At 62.6% G+C, this 19,451-nt stretch carries 21 protein-coding genes and 1 pseudogene; 10 read left to right on the forward strand and 12 right to left on the reverse strand.

Annotated features, from left to right (window positions below):
- Positions 1-120: 120 nt before the first annotated feature.
- The 10 genes from ACVOLI_RS17040 to ACVOLI_RS17085 form a co-directional block, all read right to left on the reverse strand.
- Complete coding sequence (locus ACVOLI_RS17040; protein ID WP_003107230.1) at positions 121-651, reverse strand: GNAT family N-acetyltransferase; 531 nt, start codon at positions 649-651, stop codon at positions 121-123.
- 5 nt (positions 652-656) lie between these two features.
- Complete coding sequence (chrA, locus tag ACVOLI_RS17045) at positions 657-1,886, reverse strand: chromate efflux transporter (protein ID WP_003107233.1); 1,230 nt, start codon at positions 1,884-1,886, stop codon at positions 657-659.
- On the reverse strand, positions 1,883-2,212 hold the full coding sequence (locus tag ACVOLI_RS17050; protein WP_015014846.1) for a PadR family transcriptional regulator: 330 nt from the start codon (positions 2,210-2,212) through the stop codon (positions 1,883-1,885). The genes chrA and ACVOLI_RS17050 overlap by 4 nt, the downstream gene beginning before the upstream one ends.
- A gap of 71 nt (positions 2,213-2,283) precedes the next feature.
- Positions 2,284-2,706, reverse strand: a complete 423-nt coding sequence (gene arsC, locus ACVOLI_RS17055) for an arsenate reductase (glutaredoxin) (RefSeq protein ID WP_003107236.1) — start codon at positions 2,704-2,706, stop codon at positions 2,284-2,286.
- A 14-nt stretch (positions 2,707-2,720) separates the two neighbouring features.
- Positions 2,721-3,758 carry an ACR3 family arsenite efflux transporter gene (arsB, locus tag ACVOLI_RS17060; RefSeq protein WP_003107238.1) on the reverse strand — a complete coding sequence of 346 codons (1,038 nt, stop codon included), beginning with the start codon at positions 3,756-3,758 and terminating at the stop codon, positions 2,721-2,723.
- A 58-nt stretch (positions 3,759-3,816) separates the two neighbouring features.
- The gene (locus ACVOLI_RS17065; protein WP_003107241.1) at positions 3,817-4,314 is read right to left on the reverse strand and encodes an arsenate reductase ArsC; all 498 of its coding nucleotides are present in this window, start codon (positions 4,312-4,314) and stop codon (positions 3,817-3,819) included.
- Positions 4,315-4,326: 12 nt separating this feature from the next.
- Positions 4,327-4,797, reverse strand: a complete 471-nt coding sequence (locus ACVOLI_RS17070; RefSeq protein WP_003107243.1) for an ArsI/CadI family heavy metal resistance metalloenzyme — start codon at positions 4,795-4,797, stop codon at positions 4,327-4,329.
- A gap of 13 nt (positions 4,798-4,810) precedes the next feature.
- On the reverse strand, positions 4,811-5,140 hold the full coding sequence (locus ACVOLI_RS17075; RefSeq protein WP_003116799.1) for an ArsR/SmtB family transcription factor: 330 nt from the start codon (positions 5,138-5,140) through the stop codon (positions 4,811-4,813).
- 947 nt (positions 5,141-6,087) lie between these two features.
- Positions 6,088-7,524: a Cu(+)/Ag(+) sensor histidine kinase gene (locus ACVOLI_RS17080; protein ID WP_003097498.1), complete on the reverse strand. Its 1,437-nt coding sequence runs from the start codon at positions 7,522-7,524 to the stop codon at positions 6,088-6,090.
- Positions 7,496-8,188: a heavy metal response regulator transcription factor gene (locus tag ACVOLI_RS17085; RefSeq protein WP_003097513.1), complete on the reverse strand. Its 693-nt coding sequence runs from the start codon at positions 8,186-8,188 to the stop codon at positions 7,496-7,498. Before ACVOLI_RS17085 ends, ACVOLI_RS17080 begins: the two co-directional genes overlap by 29 nt.
- 254 nt (positions 8,189-8,442) lie before the next feature.
- Between ACVOLI_RS17085 and ACVOLI_RS17090 the strand changes: the two genes are divergently transcribed.
- The 9 genes from ACVOLI_RS17090 (at position 8,443) to ACVOLI_RS17130 (ending at position 17,767) form a co-directional block, all read left to right on the forward strand.
- On the forward strand, positions 8,443-10,344 hold the full coding sequence (locus tag ACVOLI_RS17090; RefSeq protein WP_003097515.1) for a copper resistance system multicopper oxidase: 1,902 nt from the start codon (positions 8,443-8,445) through the stop codon (positions 10,342-10,344).
- A 25-nt stretch (positions 10,345-10,369) separates the two neighbouring features.
- Positions 10,370-11,350: a copper resistance protein B gene (locus tag ACVOLI_RS17095; RefSeq protein ID WP_005408883.1), complete on the forward strand. Its 981-nt coding sequence runs from the start codon at positions 10,370-10,372 to the stop codon at positions 11,348-11,350.
- 37 nt (positions 11,351-11,387) lie between these two features.
- On the forward strand, positions 11,388-11,873 hold the full coding sequence (locus ACVOLI_RS17100; RefSeq protein WP_003090303.1) for a DUF411 domain-containing protein: 486 nt from the start codon (positions 11,388-11,390) through the stop codon (positions 11,871-11,873).
- Positions 11,874-11,906: 33 nt separating this feature from the next.
- On the forward strand, positions 11,907-12,179 hold the full coding sequence (locus ACVOLI_RS17105) for a DUF2933 domain-containing protein (protein ID WP_003097518.1): 273 nt from the start codon (positions 11,907-11,909) through the stop codon (positions 12,177-12,179).
- A 155-nt stretch (positions 12,180-12,334) separates the two neighbouring features.
- Positions 12,335-14,773, forward strand: a complete 2,439-nt coding sequence (locus tag ACVOLI_RS17110) for a heavy metal translocating P-type ATPase (protein WP_197286470.1) — start codon at positions 12,335-12,337, stop codon at positions 14,771-14,773.
- Positions 14,774-14,914: 141 nt separating this feature from the next.
- Complete coding sequence (copC, locus tag ACVOLI_RS17115) at positions 14,915-15,301, forward strand: copper homeostasis periplasmic binding protein CopC (RefSeq protein WP_003090319.1); 387 nt, start codon at positions 14,915-14,917, stop codon at positions 15,299-15,301.
- Between the two features lie 19 nt (positions 15,302-15,320).
- On the forward strand, positions 15,321-16,232 hold the full coding sequence (gene copD, locus ACVOLI_RS17120) for a copper homeostasis membrane protein CopD (protein WP_143993485.1): 912 nt from the start codon (positions 15,321-15,323) through the stop codon (positions 16,230-16,232).
- Between the two features lie 128 nt (positions 16,233-16,360).
- Positions 16,361-16,645 carry a CopK family periplasmic copper-binding protein gene (locus ACVOLI_RS17125; RefSeq protein WP_003090336.1) on the forward strand — a complete coding sequence of 95 codons (285 nt, stop codon included), beginning with the start codon at positions 16,361-16,363 and terminating at the stop codon, positions 16,643-16,645.
- A 231-nt stretch (positions 16,646-16,876) separates the two neighbouring features.
- Positions 16,877-17,767, forward strand: coding sequence for a LysR family transcriptional regulator (locus ACVOLI_RS17130; protein ID WP_003097524.1), 891 nt, complete (start codon positions 16,877-16,879; stop codon positions 17,765-17,767).
- A gap of 4 nt (positions 17,768-17,771) precedes the next feature.
- On the opposite strand, the gene ACVOLI_RS17135 is transcribed toward ACVOLI_RS17130, so the two are convergent.
- A complete protein-coding gene (locus ACVOLI_RS17135) occupies positions 17,772-18,077 on the reverse strand; it encodes a helix-turn-helix domain-containing protein (protein ID WP_003097526.1) in 306 nt (101 codons plus the stop codon).
- 107 nt (positions 18,078-18,184) lie between these two features.
- Here ACVOLI_RS17135 and ACVOLI_RS17140 point away from each other — a divergent pair, with 107 nt between their 5' ends.
- Positions 18,185-18,826, forward strand: a complete 642-nt coding sequence (locus ACVOLI_RS17140) for a LysR substrate-binding domain-containing protein (RefSeq protein ID WP_023657317.1) — start codon at positions 18,185-18,187, stop codon at positions 18,824-18,826.
- 523 nt (positions 18,827-19,349) lie between these two features.
- Here ACVOLI_RS17140 and ACVOLI_RS17145 read toward each other — a convergent pair.
- Positions 19,350-19,451 (reverse strand): annotated as a pseudogene (locus ACVOLI_RS17145) (IS5/IS1182 family transposase); the annotation flags it as partial.

Here is a 19,451-nt window from a genome sequence, read left to right on the forward strand (position 1 = left end):
CCACCGCGCCCTGGCCGTTCCGCCGGGGGCGGGGTGGACGCGAAATCCGGGTGCGACAGTGGCCGCGCCCGGTGTTCAAGGCCAATAGCCGAATTAAAACGCCGCCGCCTTCGCGCTGGCTCAGGCGGCGGCGTTGAAGGCATCGCTGTAGTGCGCGATGCCTTCCGGCACTGTCCCATGCAGGGCCAGCGCCATGAAATAGCCGGGCGGCACGCCCGGCAGTTGCAAGCCCGCATGGGCCTGGAAGCCAAAGCGCGTGTAGTACGTTGGATCTCCCAGCAGCACGCAGCCTGCGGCCTGCATAGCCCGCAGTTCAGACAGCGCCTGTTCCATCAGGCGCGAACCGATGCCTCGCCCCTGCCTTGGCGGCAGGACGGAGATCGGCCCCAACCCATACCAGCCCTCGGTCTTTCGCCTGTGCTCATGGGTGATCGTTACTGGCGACAGCGCGACGTGACCGACGACGCGCCCATGTTCTTCGGCCACGATGGAAAGCGTCAGTTCGTTGGCGGCACGCAAGGCGCGCACGATGAATTGCTCGGTGTGGCTGGTGTGTGGTGCATCAGCGAAGGCGGCGGTCGTGACCGCTTCGATGGCGGCAATGTCGTCGGCGGTTTCGTGTCGGAGCTGGATGGTCAGGGTGTGCCACATGAGATTCAGACGCCCATCGCCATGACCCAGCCCACCAGCCCGGCTAACAGCACCACGAGCGCCGGCGGCACGCGCCCCACCGTCAGCAGTCCGAACGAGAGCAGCGCCAGCCCAAAATCCGCCTTGCTGTGGATGGCACTCGTCCATACCGGGTCATAGAGGGCGGACACCAGAATACCGACCACGCCGGCGTTGATGCCGGCCATGGCCGTCTGGATGCCCGCGCGGTGGCGCAGCCCTTCCCAGAACGGCAGTGCACCGACCAGCATGAAAAAAGCGGGGAGGAAGATCGTGCCCAGGAGTGCCAGCCCGCCGATCCAGCCATGCAGCGGTCCGTGGGCGACCGCGCCGAGGTAGGCCGAGAAAGTGAACAGCGGCCCCGGCACGGCCTGCGCCGCACCGTAGCCGGCCAGGAAGTCGGCATTGCTCACGACGCCGCTGGGCACCACCGAGGCCTGCAGCAGCGGCAGCACAACGTGTCCACCGCCGAAGACCAGTGCACCGGAGCGGTACACCCCTTCCAGCAGGGCTATCGTGGACGAGTCCGTGGCTGCCGCCCACAGGGGCAGCCCGACGAGCGGTGCGGCAAACAGCAGCAGCGCCACGATGCCCAGCTTGCGCGAGACGGGGTAGCTGTGGGCGTGGCCGCCGCCGGGTTGCGCGATCTTCAATGTCCACCAGCCCAGCAGCCCTGCCACCGCGATGGCGGCAAGCTGTCCCGCGGCCGAGGGCAGGACCATGGTCAGCAGCGCCGCCAGAATGGCCAGCGCGGCGCGCGGCCGGTCCGGGCACAACGACTTGGCCATCCCCCAGACCGCTTGCGCCACGATGGCCACGGCGACGACCTTGAGCCCGTGCACCCAGCCGGACTGGGCCAGCCCCTGGTACTCGGCGATGCCAAAGGCGAACAGGATCAGCGCAATCGCCGATGGCAAGGTGAATCCGGCCCAGGCCGCCAGCAGCCCCAGCCAGCCCGCGCGGCCCAACCCCAGCGCCATACCGACCTGGCTGCTGGCCGGCCCCGGCAGGAACTGGCACAGGGCGACCAGATCGGAGTAGCTGCGGTCATCCAGCCAGCGGCGACGCTCGACGAACTCCGAGCGGAAATAGCCCAGATGCGCGATCGGCCCGCCGAAGGAGGTCAGCCCCAGCTTGAGGAAGGCGCCGAAGACTTCGACGGGTGAGCCGCGCGCGGCAGCGGCCTCATGCTGCAAGGTGTTGGTGGAATCTGTCATTTGTGCATCGCCTCCCCGGTGAACTCCCGGATGCGGTCCTTGGCCAGCGCCAAGCCTTCCTTGCCCTTGGGCGTGATCGTGTAGAGCTTGCGCACGGTGCGCCCTTCACGCTCCTGGCGGGAGACGAGGTAGCCGTCGCGCTCCATCTTGTGCAGCATCGGGTACAGCGTTCCGGGGGAGAGGCGGTAGCCGTGGTGGGCCAGCTCGTCGATCATCCATTGCCCGTAGATCTCCTGCTCGGCTGCGTGGTGCAGCACATGCAGGCGGATCAGCCCCGACAGCAGGTCGTGGTGCTCCATGGCACGTGGAGTAGGTTTCTCTTTCATATCGAATATCGATAACGAAATTCGATAATACCAGCCTCACTTCAGATTGCCTGCCGCTTGTGCGGGAGGTCTCAGACCCTGCGACCCTCCGCATCCACCACGGCTTCGCCGTCTTCCTTGCGGAACGCGCCGCGCTGCGGCTGCGGCAGGATGTCCAGCACGGCCTCTGAGGGCCGGCACAGGCGCGTGCCCAGCGGGGTCACCACGATGGGCCGGTTGATGAGGATGGGGTGCTGGAGCATGAAGCCAATCAACTGCTCGTCACCCCACTTCGGGTCATCGAGGCCCAATTCCGCATAGGGCGTACCCTTCTCACGCAGCACGGCGCGCATTGGCGCGCCCATGTCCGTGATCAGGCGTTGCAGCGTTTCGCGGTCAGGCGGTGTCTTCAGGTATTCGATAACGTTCGGCTCTTCGCCGCTGTTGCGGATCAGAGCCAGCACGTTGCGCGACGTGCCGCAGGTGGGGTTGTGGTAAATGGTGATGTTGCTCATGAGTCGTGTCTTGGTTATCCGCGGGCAGGGTTCGGGCCGCACTCATACCAGCCCTTGCTTTGGTTGACGATCCGAACGACCAGTAGCATGACTGGCACCTCGATCAGCACGCCGACCACGGTGGCCAGCGCGGCGCCGGACTGGAAGCCGAACAGGCTGATGGCGGCGGCTACGGCAAGCTCGAAGAAGTTGCTGGCGCCGATCAGCGCCGAAGGACAAGCGATGCTGTGCTGCTCGCCCGCCTTGCGGTTGAGCCAGTAGGCCAGGCCGGAGTTGAAGAACACCTGGATCAGGATCGGAACGGCCAGCATGGCGATGACCAGTGGCTGGCGGATGATGGCCTCGCCCTGGAAGGCGAACAGCAGCACCAGCGTGAGCAGCAGCGCCGCGATGGACAGCGGCCCGATGCGCTCCAGCGCCCGGTCGAAGGCGGCTTGGCCCTTGCTCAGCAGGGCGCGGCGCCAGAACTGGGCCAGGATGACGGGAATCACGATGTACAGGCCGACCGATACCAGCAGCGTGGCCCACGGCACCGTGATGGACGATAGGCCCAGCAGCAGGCCGACGATGGGCGCGAAGGCGAACACCATGATGGTGTCGTTCAGCGCGACCTGCGACAGCGTGAACACAGGATCGCCCCCGGTCAGCCGGCTCCAGACGAACACCATGGCTGTGCAAGGTGCGGCGGCCAGCAAGATCAGGCCCGCGACATAGCTGTCGAGCTGGTCGGCGGGGAGCCACTGCGCGAAGACCTGGCGGATGAAGATCCACGCCAGCAACGCCATCGAGAATGGTTTGACGGCCCAGTTGATGAACAGCGTCACGCCGATGCCGCGCCAGTGCTGCTTGACCTGGCCGAGAGCGCCGAAGTCCACCTTGAGCAGCATGGGAATGATCATCACCCAGATCAGCAGGCCCACGGGCAGGTTGACCTGAGCCACTTCCGTGCGGCCGATGGCCTGGAACACGCCCGGCGCGAACTGGCCGAGCGCGATACCGGCGACGATGCACAGCAGCACCCACACGCTCAGGTAGCGCTCGAAGACGCTCATGGTGGGGGCGGCCGGCACGCGGCCGGCCGTTTGGGTTCCAACACTCATCGCGCCAACCTCACTTCGTACCAATGCTGCGCAGCTCGTGCTGCAGCGACATGGCATCCAGGCGCTGAATCGGCAGCGACAGGAACAATTCGATGCGTCGGCGCAGCGTCAGCGCCGCATCCGTGAACGCCTTGCGCTTCTGCTCGTCGGTGCCTTCAACGGCTGCAGGATCAGGCACACCCCAATGCGCCGACATCGGGCGCCCCGGCCACACGGGGCAGACCTCGCCGGCGGCGTTGTCGCAGACCGTGAAGATGAAATCCAGCTCCGGCGCACCGGGCGCCGCGAACTCGTCCCAGTTCTTGCTGCGGTAGCCGGCGGTCGGCATGTGCAGCCGCTCCAGCGTGGCGAGCGCCAGTGGGTGGACTTCGCCCTTGGGGTGGCTGCCCGCCGAGTAGGCGCGAAAGCGCCCCTGGCCCAATTCATTGAGGATGCCTTCGGCCAGGATGGAGCGGGCCGAGTTACCCGTGCAGATGAACAGGGCGTTGTAGGTCTTGTCGGTGGTCATGGGTATCTCACATCAGCAGCAGGAGGAAGCCGGCTTCACCGCAACGCCCACCGGCTTGCCGCGCACCGGGGTACAGCACGCTGCGGCGGAAGTCGCTGCAGGCGCCGCTTCGTTAAAGACCGGAATGTTGCCCAGCGTGTGGAAGTGCTCCCAGGCCACGCCCTGCGGATCGGTGATCCAGTGCTTCTCGCTGCGCGCGTAGCAGCAGGTCGTGGTGCCCTCGTCCAGCAGCGTCATGTCGGCCGCCTCGGCGCGGGCCTTCAGCACCGCCAATTCCTCGGCATCGTCGGTCTGGATACCCAGGTGGTCGATGCCCGGCTTGTTGCCACGTGTGGAGATGGCGAAGTTGACCGGCGGGTCTTCGAGCATCCATTTGGCGTAGTCGCCTTCGACGCGCGCGGGCTGCGCGGCGAACAGTTGGGAATAGAAGCCGATGCTGCGGTTCAGGTCATCGACGTGCAGGTGGACGTGAAAGCGCTTCATGGGGGTGATCCTTTCAGCAGGAAGTACAGGCAGAGGAGGATTCGGTGACCTCGCACGCGCCGCCCTGGCAGCAGTGCTCGGTCAGATAGCCGAGCAGCCCATTCATCTGGGTGAAGTCGGCGCGGTAGATCAGGTTGCGGCCCTGCTGCTCGATGGTGACCAGGCCGGCATGGGCCAGTTCTTTCAGGTGGAAGGACAGGGAGTTGCGGGCCACGTCGAGCTGGTCGGCGAGGACGCTGGGTGTCAGCCCTTCGGGGCCGGCGACCACCAGGGCGCGGAACACGCGCAGCCGCTGGGTATGGGCCAGGGCGCCGAGGGCGGAAATGGCTTGGGTCTCGTTCATGATTCGATAATACAACATTTATTGAATCATTGGCAAAACGCTTCAATTGAATGGAGCCTGCGCGCTTGCGAGGCTTGACTTTCAAGACAGTTGCTCACGCCTTCGCGCCTGCGGCGCTGCGCGCTTCGCTTGCCTCCAGGGGAAAGCCCTGCGGGCTATCCCCGCCGCGCGATGCTTGGCGCCCCTCGATGCCGCCGAACCGGCTGCGCCGGATCGGCCCGGCCAGCGCCCCGCCGCGATGGACGGGACGCTGGCGAACACGCTGGCGCTTGCTGCGGCAGGTTGTGCAGGTGCGTGCCGTCCTCAACGCGGTTCAGGGACAACCCGCCCGGCATCGCTATGGAGCTTCCACGCCACGCCTCAAGACCGGCGCTGCAAGGCATGGCGGGGCGTTCTCGCCTGTCGTTGTGGGGTTGACCTGGCCCGCGTCAGCGGGCGAGTCGGAGAAGCCTTCGGGCGGGGTGCAGTGGTCAAGTTTTAGTGGACACCTGCATAGGTAGTTTTGGCGGTTGGCTGCGTTCATATGCAGCCGGCGCCTGATAGCAGTACCTTGATCTTGATCAATAAGACTCTCTGTACCCAGCTACGGGTACATATACCCGCGCAACGAACCAGCAGACCAACTTCCAACTCACCTCAGGGGCTCAGCGCACACAGCCAGGTCTGCGCGCGATCGAGGCGCCGAGCAGGCAGACGTTCGGCACTGACCGCTGAGGCTATCGACGATCGGTGACCGGATCACGACCGAGCAAAGGCCCCCGCGCGCGGTGTGGACGTAGCGATGGGATACACAAGCGCATGATGTCGGCGCCTGCCGCTAGGACTGGGCACGTGGCAGTCACGGAGAAAAAATGTCCCGCTCGCGTAGCAACGTGGCCGGCCGGGTAGATCCCAGAATCAGGCAAAGAGATACGCCAGTTGGCTGGACGGACCGCAGCGCCCTCGGACTACTGCCGCAGATGGGGCAATACCAAGTCAAACCTGGTGACAAGCTCACTGGAGGTCACGGCAACGGAGCCACCATGTGCCTCCGCAATCGATTTCACGATGGCAAGGCCAAGACCGGCGCCCGCCGTATTTCGTTGCCGTGCCGGATCAACTCGGTAGAAGCGGTTGAAGAGCTTTGGTAGATCGCGCTCAGGAATTCTCTCACCGGGATTGACCACACTGATCGTTGTCCACTGCTCGTCCTGCGAAAGCAAGACCGTGATGCTCTTGCCGCGAGGCGTGTGTCGAATTGCATTCGAGAGAAGATTGTTCAGCGCCCGGGTGAGCATTTCCCGATCCGCCGCTATGCTGCCGATCGCCCCTTTAACACCAAGCGTAATGCCGCTATCTTCTGCCAGCGCCTCGAAATAGTCGAACAGACTCCGCACCAATTCGGACAGATCAATGGTAGACAGACGCAAGTTGCGGGGATCATTTTCCGTTTGGGCAAGAAACAGCATGTCACCAATCATGCGTCCCATCCGATCAAACTCTTCCAAATTTGAATAGAGGATTTCTCTGTATTCCTCGTTGCTGCGCGGCTGGCCAAGCGCCACGTGAGTCTGCGTGACCAGGTTGGTGACGGGCGTGCGCAACTCGTGCGCGATGTCTGCGGAAAAGTGTGATAGCCGGGTGAAGCCTTCCTCGATTCTCGCCAACATATCGTTGAAGGCGAATACCAGTTCCGCCAGTTCGATCGGCACATCCCGAGGATCCAGCCTCACATCCAGCTTTGAAGAGCGAATCGCCCGAATCTCTTCATTGACCTTGCGAATCGGCAGGTGGCCCCACTGCACCGCCAGCCAAGCCACACCGAGCGCCAGGCACATGACCAAGCCGGTTGCCCACCAGAGCATGCGCTTGAACTCCGCCAGGAAGTCGAGATGAAAGCCGATGTCCATGGCAGCGACGATGCGGTAGCCGGGCGCCGCTGAATCGTCAGCAGGCAGTTGCAGCACCACACCTCGATATGACCTCTGATCCTCCTGCCACACGATCAAATCGTCAGCGGTGATGCGGTTGACCAACTTTTTGCTACTGGCAAGTTTAGACAGGTCAGGACCGGGCGTGGCATAGATGCTATTGCCAGCCCCATCGTAGACGCCGTACGTCATCCCATGATGTCCTGCGACTGCGTTGGCCAAGTGTTGCTTCAGTTCGTCGCTTGCGATGTCACTTGCAAGCTGGTGCAAGGGCTGAGCCAAAGCGGTTGTCACTGCCTCCAGTTCGTGGGCATCCTGTTGAGCAAAGTGGTGCTCCAACGACCGGAGAATGACCCAATTGAACACAAGAAACACCAAGGTCGTGGCGATACCAACGAGGGCCGTGACCCTCAATGCAAGCGACGCTGGACGGCTTTGCCGCGGCTTATGGCGCAGGGGCATCATCGGGCGCATCGAGCGTGTATCCCATTCCACGCACGGTGTGGATGAGCTTCGGATTGAACGCATCGTCTATCTTCGCGCGTAGACGGCGGATGGCTACATCGATGACGTTGCTGTCGCTGTCGAAATTCATGTCCCATACCTGCGACGCGATCAGAGACCGTGGAAGGACCTCCCCCTGGCGACGGGCCAGGAGCTCAAGCAACGCGAACTCCTTGCTGGTGAGATTGATGCGTTGGCCAGCGCGCGTTGCGCGCCGGCGCGCCAAGTCCAGCACCAAATCGGCAACCTGGATGCGATCAGGCTGGCTCGGAGCGCTTCCGCGTCGCAGCAGCGTCCGCACCCGCGCCAGCAACTCAGAGAACGCGAATGGCTTGACGAGGTAGTCGTCCGCTCCCAGTTCCAATCCCTTGACACGGTCGTCTACACCGCCACGCGCCGTCAGAAAGAGCACAGGGACCTGTTTACCGGCATCTCGAAGGGCACGCACGATGCGCCAGCCATCGACATCCGGCAGCATGACATCCAAGACCACCAGATCGTATGTCTCGCCCATGGCCAGGTGGTGTCCGTCCAATCCGTTGCGCGCCAGATCCACGACGAATCCCGCCTCCATGAGACCTTGGCGGACGTAATCCGCCGTCTTGTTCTCGTCTTCAACGACCAGCAGTTTCATCGCATGTCCCATGAAATCGCTACGGCGCGGAAAAATAGCCGCTCACGATGTACGCATTCATCCACTTTCAATCAGCAATTTACTGGTTGCCAGCTTCCACGAACATGACACGAACATTACATGAATGTAATTCAGGGGTCATTCGATGGAAAGTGCCCAACCCATAGCATGACCTGCATTGCGTCGAACTGTGCCGCTCAGGATGGGGTGGCGTTTAGAACGACTTCCGAGTCATCTATGGAGGATTTCAGGCCATGCCGCCTCGTTCACCCTTTTTTATCGTGCCCACACAGGGCCTTTCTCGTCGGCGTTTCGTCCAAGGGTTAGCCGCCGGCGGCGTTCTCGCTGGGCTGTCCACGCCGGCGTTCAAGGCATTTGCCCAGCAAGGCTCCGCGACGCGCGGTGCCGCCCCTGTGCTGAAGGGCACCGAGTTCGACTTGGTGATCGCCGAATCGCCCGTGAACTTCACGGGCAAGCCAGGCGTGGCTACGACCATCAACGGCTCGCTGCCGGCACCGACATTGCGTTGGCGCGAGGGTGACACCGTCACAATCCGTGTAACCAACAAGCTGCGTGAAGCCACATCCATTCACTGGCACGGGATCATCCTGCCGTATCAGATGGATGGCGTGCCGGGCATCAGCTTCAATGGCATCGCTCCCGGCGAGACCTTCACGTACCGCTTCAAGGTTCAGCAGAGCGGCTCCTACTGGTACCACTCGCACTCCGGCTTCCAGGAACTCACGGGCATGTACGGGGCGATCATCATCGACCCCGCTGGCGCCGAGACCATCCACGCCGACCGTGACCACGTGCTGCTGTTCTCGGATTGGACCGACGAAGACCCGATGCGGGTGTTCACCAAGCTCAAGTCCCAAAGCGACTATTACAACTACAACCAACCTACCGTCTTCGACTTCTTCCGGGACGCCTCGCGCGAAGGCACGGCCGCTGCGATCGACAAGCGCAAGATGTGGAACGAGATGCGGATGAATCCGACGGATCTCGCAGATCTGTCTGCCGCCACGCTGACCTATCTGGCCAACGGCGTCACCCCCGCCGGCAATTGGACGGCGCTGTTCCGACCGGGTGAGCGCGTGCGGCTGCGCATGGTCAACGGTGCGGGCAACACCTTCTACGACGTACGCATTCCAGGACTGAAACTCACGGTGGTGCACGTCGATGGTGTTGACGTGGAGCCGGTGACCGTCGATGAGTTCCGATTCGGTCCTGGCGAAACCGTCGACGTGATCGTCCAGCCACGGGATGACGCTTACACGATCTTCGCCCAGGCGATGGACCGGACAGGCTACGCGCGTGCCACGCTGGCCGTGCGTGAAGGTCTTCAAGCTCCCGTGCCTGCCCTCGATCCGGTCGAATGGCTGACCATGAACGACATGATGGGCGGCATGATGGGGGGCATGGACCATGGCGGGTCCGGCCAGGCCATGGAGATGACCGGGATGACGGGCATGACGGGCATGACCGGGATGACCGGGATGGGCTCGGGTTCGATGTCCGGGATGGATCATGGGGCGATGGCAGGCATGAATCACGGCGCCATGAACCACGGTGGCATGGCGATGGATCACAGCCAACACGCCGCGGCGGCGGGGGGACTGGCCGTGCCCAGCACTACTGCTCGCCACGCTCGCACCGAGTATGGTGCCAGCACGGACATGCGCGTTGACATGGCGCGCACCAACCTCGATGACCCCGGCATCGGACTGCGCAACAACGGTCGGCGCGTGTTGACCCTCGCGGATCTGCATACCCCGTCGGGGCCGCTGGACAAGAGAGGCCCCGGCCGGGAGGTCGAACTGCACCTCACGGGCAACATGGAACGCTACGCATGGTCCCTGGACGGGCTGGAGTTCGGAAAGTCCACGCCGGTGCACTTCAAACACGGCGAGCGGCTGCGGGTCATTCTGCACAACGACACCATGATGACCCATCCCATGCACCTGCACGGCATGTGGAGCGAGCTGGAAAGCCCCGACGGTCGCTTCCTTGCGCGCCGCCACACCCTGCCGGTGCAGCCGGCACAACGCATCAGCTTCCTGGTGACAGCCGACGCGCTCGGCCGCTGGGCGTGGCACTGCCACCTGATGTTCCACATGGATGCCGGCATGTTCCGCGAAGTCGTGGTGTCTTGAACCCAGCGCACAAGGAAGACCAAGAATGTCCAAAGCACTCCCCACTCGCGCACTGGCCACGACGCTTCTGGCCCTGGTAAGCGTCGCCGCCCAGGCACAAGCACAGAACGACCATGCAGCGCACGGCCAGGCCGACGCTCAAACGGCCGCGCCATCCACTCAGACCGTGGCTCCTGCCGCCGACCCGCACGCGGGTCACGCGACGTCGGCGAGCGGCTCGACCGCGGCCCCGGCCATGGATCACGGCAACATGCAGATGCAGGGCGGGTCGGCGCCTCCTGACGCCCGCGATCCGCATGGCTACTCCAATGGCCTGACATTGGGATCGGGCGACTACGCCGTACCCGGTGTGCCGCGGCTGATGCTGGCCGACGAACACAGGTTCTTTTCGTTGCGCGGCGAAACTCTGGAACGCCGCTTCACGCGCAAAGGAGACGACTCCACGGCCTACGACCTCCAGGCGTGGTATGGGACGACCTACAACAAGGCCGTCGTGAAGGCCGAAGGCGATATCGCCAAAGGAAAGCTCGAAGAATCGCGTACCGAGCTTCTCTGGGGGCACGCCGTCGCACCGTACTGGGACACCCAGCTCGGCGTTCGGGTGGATAACGGGGAAGGCCCGAGCCGTCAATGGTTGGCTTTCGGCATCCAGGGCCTCGCCCCCTACTGGTTCGAGCTGGAGGCGACGGGCTACGTGGGAAGTGGTGGACGTACGGCGCTGCGTGTCGAAGGCAGCTACGAGCTGCTGCTGACCCAGCGACTGATTCTGGAGCCTCGCGCCGAGTTGCAGTTTTATGGCAAGGACGACCCGGAACGCGGTATCGGCAAGGGCCTGGCCGAAGCGTCTGCTGGCTTGCGCCTGCGCTATGAATTCAGTCGCCAGTTCGCCCCCTATATCGGCGTGGAACGGGCGGGCAGCTTCGGACGCACCGCGGACTATGTGCGTGCCGAAGGCGGCCGTGCGCAGCAGACGCGCTGGGTGGCTGGCGTGCGATTCTGGTTCTAGAACCTAGCGGGTTTGATCATCTGATGAGAGGCGATCCATGAACATGCACTACGACAGAAGCCAGGGCAAAGTGCCGAGACGCCAGGCATTGATCGCTGGCTTGTTGGTGATGGCACTCGCAGGACCGAGCCTGGCGCAGAGCCGACCGATTGCCAAGGTCTGGAAGGACCCGAGCTGCGGATGCTGCAAGGACTGGGTCTCACACCTGCAAGGCGCAGGCTTCGATGTGCAGGTTCTCGACACCGGGAACACCGCAGCGCGCACGCGGCTGGGCATCCCGCAGAAGTACGGTTCTTGCCACACGGCGCAGATCGGCGGCTATGCCATCGAGGGTCATGTGCCTGCCTCGGACATTCAACGCTTGCTGCGCGAAGCCCCGCAGGCCATCGGCCTCGCGGCGCCCGGCATGCCGGTCGGTTCGCCCGGCATGGATGGTCCGGCCTATGGTGGACGCAAGGACGCCTACGACGTGCTGCTGATTGGGAAAAACGGTAGCAGCACGGTCTATCAGTCGCATCGCTGACCATCCATCAACCCTTCTCCGTGGAGATATGCCATGCAGCATCAGCACACACAGACCCCCAGCGATCGCCCCCGGTTCTGGCGATCGCGCTACGGCGTGGCGTTCCTCATCATCGCCGCTGTCGCCGCGTATTTCCTGCTCAAGGAGCATACGGCACATGTTGCCGGCTATCTCCCCTTCCTGCTGCTGGCGGCTTGTCCGCTGATGCACCTGTTCATGCACCGTGGTCACGGCCACGGCGGACACGATCATGCCGCGCGTCAGGGTAAGGAAGGTGCCGCAGCCTCCAAGGAGCAGAAGCAATGAGTCGAGGCACTCGCACCGTGCGAGCACGCGACGCCGCGCTTGTCTCCTTGCGCGCCTGCGGCCTGCTGCGATCACCAGACACCAAAGGTTAACGGCGGAGGGCACTTGTCACTATGAATTCACCCAGCAAGTCTTCAGGACATGAGCACGCAGGCATGGCGGCGGGTGCCACAACGTCCGGCCCGCATACGCACCACCATCACGCCAGCCATGCTGGAAGTGACGACGCGGGCGGGTCCTCAAGCCACACGCAGCCCGATGCCGCGACGCGAGATCCGGTGTGTGGCATGGCGGTCACGGCGGCGTCGGAGCACCGTTCCACGCACTTGGGGAACACGTACTTGTTTTGCAGCACCGGATGCAAGGCCAAATTCGACGCCGATCCGGCGCGATATGCCAGCGGTGACGCGGGCATAGGCACAGGCAGCGGCCATGCACCGCATCACCATGCCAGCACCGCAGTTTCACCGGCCCCGGCGGCATCGCCAACCGCGCCCGGAACCATCTACACCTGCCCGATGCACCCGGAGATCCGCCAGGATCATCCGGGAACCTGCCCCAAGTGCGGGATGACGCTGGAGCCTCTGCTGCCCGACCTCGATGACGACAACCCGGAGTTGCGTGACTTCTCGCGTCGCTTCTGGTGGACCTTGCCGCTGACGCTCGTGGTCTTGGCGCTGGCGATGCTGGGCGAGCGGCTGCACCTGATGGACATGGCTACACAGAGCTGGGTCGAGTTGGTGCTGTCGTTGCCGATCGTGCTGTGGGCCGGCTGGCCCTTCTTCTCCCGCGGCTGGCTGTCCGTGGTCAACCGCAGCCCGAACATGTGGACACTGATCGGCCTGGGAACGGGTGCGGCATTCATCTACAGCGTTGTGGCAACCGTTGCGCCGGAAGTGTTTCCAGCTTCCTTCATGTCCATGGGACGGGTCGGCGTGTATTTCGAGGCCGCCGCCGTCATCATCTCGCTGACACTGCTCGGCCAGGTGCTGGAACTCAAGGCCCGCTCCCAGACTTCGGCAGCCATCAAGTCGCTGCTGGGGCTGGCACCCAAGACGGCGCGGCGCATCAATGCGGACGGCAGCGAGGAAGACGTGCCACTCAGCCATGTGCACGTCGGCGACCTGCTGCGCATCCGACCCGGCGAGAAGGTGCCGGTGGATGGCATCGTGCACGAGGGCAGCAGCTCGATTGACGAATCCATGCTGACCGGCGAACCGCTGCCCGTCAGCAAGCGCGTGGGCGACAAGGTCATCGGGGCCACACTCAACACCAGCGGCGCGCTGGTCATGCGTTCGGAGCGGATCGGCTCGGACACCGTTCTATCGCAGATCGTCCAGATGGTCGCCCAGGCGCAGCGTTCCAAGGCACCGATGCAACGCATGGCCGATGTCGTTGCCGGCTACTTCGTGATGGCCGTCGTCGCCATTGCGGTAACGACGCTCCTTGTATGGGGATTCTTCGGGCCACAGCCCACCTGGGTCTATGGACTGATCAATGCGGTGGCCGTCCTGATCATCGCCTGCCCGTGCGCGCTGGGTCTGGCCACGCCGATGTCGATCATGGTCGCAACGGGCCGTGGCGCCACGCAGGGCGTGCTGTTCCGCGATGCCGCGGCGATCGAGAATCTTCGCAAGGTCGATACCCTCGTCATCGACAAGACAGGAACCCTGACCGAAGGCCGACCTGCTTTCGATCAGGTCGTCGCAGCCCCCGGCTTTACGAACGATGAGGTGCTGCGTCTTGCGGCCAGCCTGGACCAGGGCAGTGAACACCCCCTGGCCGACGCCATCGTGCAGGCCGCGCGTGCCCAGGGCCTCCAACTCGTGAAGCCTCAGAGCTTTGAATCGGGAACCGGCATCGGCGTGCGCGGAAAGGTTGAGCACCGGCAACTGGCGTTGGGCAACACAGTGCTGATGGAACAGTCTGGCGTATCGGTGGAACCGCTCGTACCCCAGGCCGAAGCTCTGCGCGGCGAAGGGGCCAGCGTCATGTACCTGGCGGTGGACGGGCAGCTCGCGGGCTTGCTCGCCGTGTCCGATCCGGTCAAGGGCAGCACCCCCGAGGCCCTGGCCGCGTTGAAGGCTGCGGGCCTGCGGGTCATCATGGCCACCGGGGACGGGCAGACCACCGCCAAAGCCGTCGGTGCACGCCTAGGCATCGACGAGGTGCATGGTGAGGTCAAGCCGGCGGACAAGCTCATGTTGATCGAGCGACTGCAGAAAGAAGGACGCATCGTCGCCATGGCCGGAGACGGCATCAACGACGCGCCGGCCTTGGCGAAGGCAGACGTGGGCATCGCCATGGGAACGGGAACCGACGTGGCGATGAACAGCGCCCAGGTCACGCTGGTCAAGGGTGACCTGCGTGGCATCGCTGTCGCTCGCACGCTCTCGGTGAGTACCGTGCGCAACATGAAGCAGAACCTCATGTTCGCCTTCCTCTACAACGCGCTGGGCATCCCCATCGCCGCCGGGGTTCTCTATCCCCTCACGGGCTGGCTGCTGTCGCCGCTGATCGCAGCATTGGCGATGAGCCTGAGTTCGGCGTCGGTCGTTGGCAACGCCTTGCGCCTGAGAGCGAGCCGACTGTGACCGGATTTTCTTTCTGAAACTACAGGAGCCTGCTATCGCCCAGCAAACCGTTTCTTTCGTTCCACGCCGTTGCAAAGGTGCAAGCCTTATCTCGGCATTTCGTTCTTAAACCACACCTCACACATCCAGGTAGAAACTTCTATGACCCGTTCACATTTCATCGCCAAGCTCGTCGCGCCGATCGCTGCTGGTCTGTTCGCCACCGCCGCATTCGCGCATCCTTCGCTGGTGTCTTCAACGCCGGCCGACAAGTCGCAGGTTTCTGCGCCAGCCACCATCGAACTGAAGTTCTCCGAGACGCTGGTGCCGCAGTTCTCCGCCGCGAGCCTTGTCATGACTGGCATGCCGGGAATGGCGAGCCATGGCCCGATGAAGATCAACGCCAGCGTCGCGGCTGCCGGCGACGGCAAGACCATGGTCATCACGCCGGCACAGGCGCTCCAGCCCGGTGACTATCGCGTCGAATGGCGTGCCGTCTCCTCGGACACGCATCCGATCACGGGTAACGTCACCTTCAAGGTGAAGTAAGCCCATGGCCGGGGATTGGTTGACCATCGTCCTGCGCCTGGCGCTGTATCTGGACCTGGCGGCGGCGTTTGGCGTCGCCATGTTCGGTCTCTATGCTTTGGGCAACGACGAGCGATCCTCGACGATCTCGCGCCGCTATCGCGTCCTCATTGGCGCATCCGCTGCCATCGGCATTGCCCTGTCGATGTGGGGCATGACGGTCATGGCCAAGGCCATGTCCGGTGCCCAGAGCTACGCGGAGCTGTCAACGCACGTCTTCGACATGCTCATTACGGGCACGCACATGGGCATCGCCTGGTGCATTCGCATCCTCGCGCTGTTGGTGTGTGTGCTCGTCGCAATGTTGAAATTGAACGCTACCTTGCGATTTGCAGTGATGGCGCTCTCCACCGGCGTGGCGCTGGCGACCCTTGCGTGGGCAGGCCACGGCGCGATGGACGACGGCGTTCGCGGCTACATCCATCTTGCGTCGGATATCACGCACCTCTGGGCAGCGGGCGCTTGGGTGGGCGCATTGGTGGCGTTCTTGATGCTGGCATCCCACAAGCAGGATGTCGCGCAAGACCCGGTAGCGGTCCTCAGTCGGACGTCGAATGGCTTTGCTCGCATAGGTACAGCGATCGTGGCTGCACTCGTCGTGAGTGGAATTCTCAATTACCTGTTGATCGCCGGACCATCGTTTGATCCGCTCATCTCGACGCTGTATGGCCGGCTGCTGATGGTAAAGCTCTTGCTTTTCGCAGGCATGCTGGCGTTGGCTGCTGCCAATCGGTATCGGTTGAGCCCGAGCCTGGAGGCTGCTTTGAAGGCAGGCAATCGCGCACAGGCAGTCATCAAGCTTAGACAGAGTCTGTTCACGGAGGCGACCTTGGCCGTTTTGGTTCTGGCGAGCGTTGCATGGCTTGGCATCTTGTCTCCCACTGGAACCTAGTCCTTCATGGGCGGCAGATGACAGCACATGAATTGAATGTAATGCACGGGTAAGCGCTCTGTAGACCGCCTGCTTCTACATTTAACGACGCGGCGCAAGTTGTCGTCGTTTTTACAAAGGAGTCGATCATGAAATCGCAAATTGTCATTGCCGCCCTGTTGAGCGCTCTCTCCGTGCCAGCCTTCGCCGGTCATGCAGCAGCCCAAGCAGCCAAGGAAATGGTTCCCTTGGCTGACGGGGGAACGCTGTACATCTTCAAGGACGGAAAGATGGCACAGGAAAGCCGCTTCGGGCGCGCCGTCTATCTCAATGTCGGAGCTTCGGTGTCGACGAAGGATGGGCGCAACATCGCGATCACCAGCAATGAAGTCGCTCGCCTCGGGTCGCTGCTACAAAAAGAGCACGGCGGATGACGCCGCGGGTGTGCGGTGCTTTTCAAAGCTTCTGCACAGTGTGACAGAGACGCGCGCCCCGATTGGGCGCGCGCGCTTGGGACGCGTCACGAGCAACCACGAGCGCTCAAGGTGCCAGTTTTTGCGATGTCAAGCGCATCAACTTCCCTGAAATGGATCCAGCCTCCCCGTCCACCGTGATTCGTCCACGGGACATCTGGCGCGAATGAGAACTTGCGAGGAGCCCGATTTATGGAGTTGCGTCATCTACGATGCTTTGTCGTCTTGGCAGAGGAGTTGCATTTCACGCGGGCGGCCGAGAGGCTGCATATAGAGCAACCCCCCTTGTCTCGCGCGATCAAGGAATTGGAAGATGAGCTTGGGGTCACGCTGTTTGACCGCGACCGCAGGGGCACACGGCTGACCGTGGCGGGGGCGGCATTCTTGCAGGACACCCGCCGACTCTTCACTGTCCTGGAGCAAGCGCGTGAAAATGCCAGAGCCATTGCCGCGGGCCTGAGGGGCAGCCTGCGCATTGCAATTTCCGATGGTGCGATGGACCCACGACTATCGGCGTTCCTAGCTCGTTGCCGCGCGGAAGAGCCCGAGGTCGAGATACGTCTCTCCGAGGTACCGCTGACCGAGCAGATACGGGGCCTACGGTCTGGCGACTTCACGATCGGATTTGCACACGCGGCGGATGTTGGCGAAGGCATCGTGGCTGAACCGATCTGGCGAGACCCGATTGTGATCGCCGTGCCAGCGCGGCACTCGCTTCTTGCGCACAAGCAAGTTCCGCTGAACGAACTTCAGGGTCACCCACTGGTTCTGTGCGACAAACTGGCCTGCGAAGGCTACTGCCGAGAACTAAATCGGCTGCTACAGGTTCTGGAACACAGACTCAACGTTGTCGAAGAAGTGTCGTCGCTGGACATGATGCTAACGCTCGTCGGCGCAGGCTATGGGATTGGTTTCATGACGGCGACCAAGATTCCCATCAGCCAGAGGCCGGACGTGGTGATTCGCCCTCTGGCGCAGGACACGGCGGTAATCACAACCTATCTGCTTCGGCCAGAAAGCAGCAACTCATCGGTTTCGCTGGATCGCTTCATCGAACGTCTGCGAGGACCTCCGGATGACTAAAGCGTCAATGCCTATCTGAATCGTGCGCCGCGGCACGAAGATTGCGTTCGGCTGCGCTGACGAGTTCCGCAGCACTGAGCTTGAGTCCGGCGGCGATTCTTAAGATCAGAGCGAGAGTGGGCATGTGCTCCCCACGCTCTATTTTGCCCATGTGCGATCGCTCGATCCCTGCTTTCGCAGCCAGTTCTTCCTGAGCAACACCTTGCGTCAGGCGGGCGACACGAACGGCCGCTCCGAATGCCAACGCTGGCTCGGCGTCGAAAGTGGTAGTTCCTGGGGGACGGCCTCGTCGGACAGTTCGCTTCTCCATCCTTGGAAGCGTCGAACAGTCCAAACAATTTAACCACGTTAAGTTTAACTCAAACTAGCTATCATGAAGACTTTCCATCCTTGTCTTATCGCTTCTTGGGGCCTCTCATGCACGACGCCACCAGCCCACGCCCACAGCTCAGGCTCGCCATAGCGCCTGGTGTGGCCTCTTCGTACCTAGCTGCATTGCTTGCCCTGCAGCGCGCGGAGGAGCCCGAAGTTTCTATGGAATTTAATGAGGTTACGGCGAGCGATCTCATTACGGGCCTCTACAAACGGCGCTTCGACGTCGGCCTTTCTCTGAAGCAGGTGAGCGATTCTTCGCTGAAGAGTCTTTCTATTTGGTTCGAGGCGACAGCTCTTGCCACGCCGCTGCGATACCCACTGCTCCGGCAGCAGTCAATCAGAATAGACGAACTTAAGGAGCACTCCGTGTTTCGATGGAAGGCCGAATATTCTCCTTCGCTGGACCAGTACCTGTCCTCCATGTCATCAACGGAAAGGCCGAATGTCCAGCATGTCAGTTCTTTTGAGATGTTATTGCTCTGGGTCGCAGCTGGATATGGCGTAGGGATTTCCTCGCGATCACGCATCGAAACCGCTAGCCAGTGCGGAATCTGCACGCGCCCAATAGCCGATGGCCCCTACGAGGTCATTACGCACCTGCAGCGACTCTCGGGACAGACGAATCTTGTAGCTGATCGATTTGAGCTTAGAGCCTTGCGAGTTGCCGAGGCGCGTAAAGCATGACAACCACGTGCGGTGCCCGCCCTTGCCGGTGGATTTGCAGCGGGTGCCGGTTCGGGCCAAGGCGCCGTCCAGACGCATCAATTCATCCTGGAAACTGACCTTGATCAATTCAACTCCCTACAACTTCCAATAGTATGTCCGCATGATCGGCTTAAGGCGCCTTCTCGCAAGATGGAGCCGCTGGATTACCAGCGGCCTAGTCGTAACCTTGCTTTTCTCGCAGGTTGCGATGGCGATGTACGTCTGTCCCAAGCCAGACCCGAGGGCATCTGTGGAAACCACGCAAATGCGTGCCACGATCTCGATGCAGCAGGCTGACAAGTTGCCAATGTCGGATTGCACCGGCATGCCTGATTCCATGGACAGCGAAGCGCCACAGTTGTGCCACGCTCATTGCAGTGGCGATCGGGAGTCGGCGCTTTCATGGCAGGGGCTGGACATTCAGTTTCTCGCGGCGCACGTGATGTGGCTCGCCAACTCGCTGCCCGGGTTGGTTCTCGACCGGGTAGCCCTCAGAGCGTGTTCAAAGTCTTTTGAGCAAGAGCACCAAGAATGCCAAGTGGACGAACTGCAGGCTGGTGTTGAGCCATCGCTCGCAGTTCTTCCACAGCCTCCTGTTCTTGTC

This window comes from Stenotrophomonas sp. STEN029, assembly GCF_056760015.1.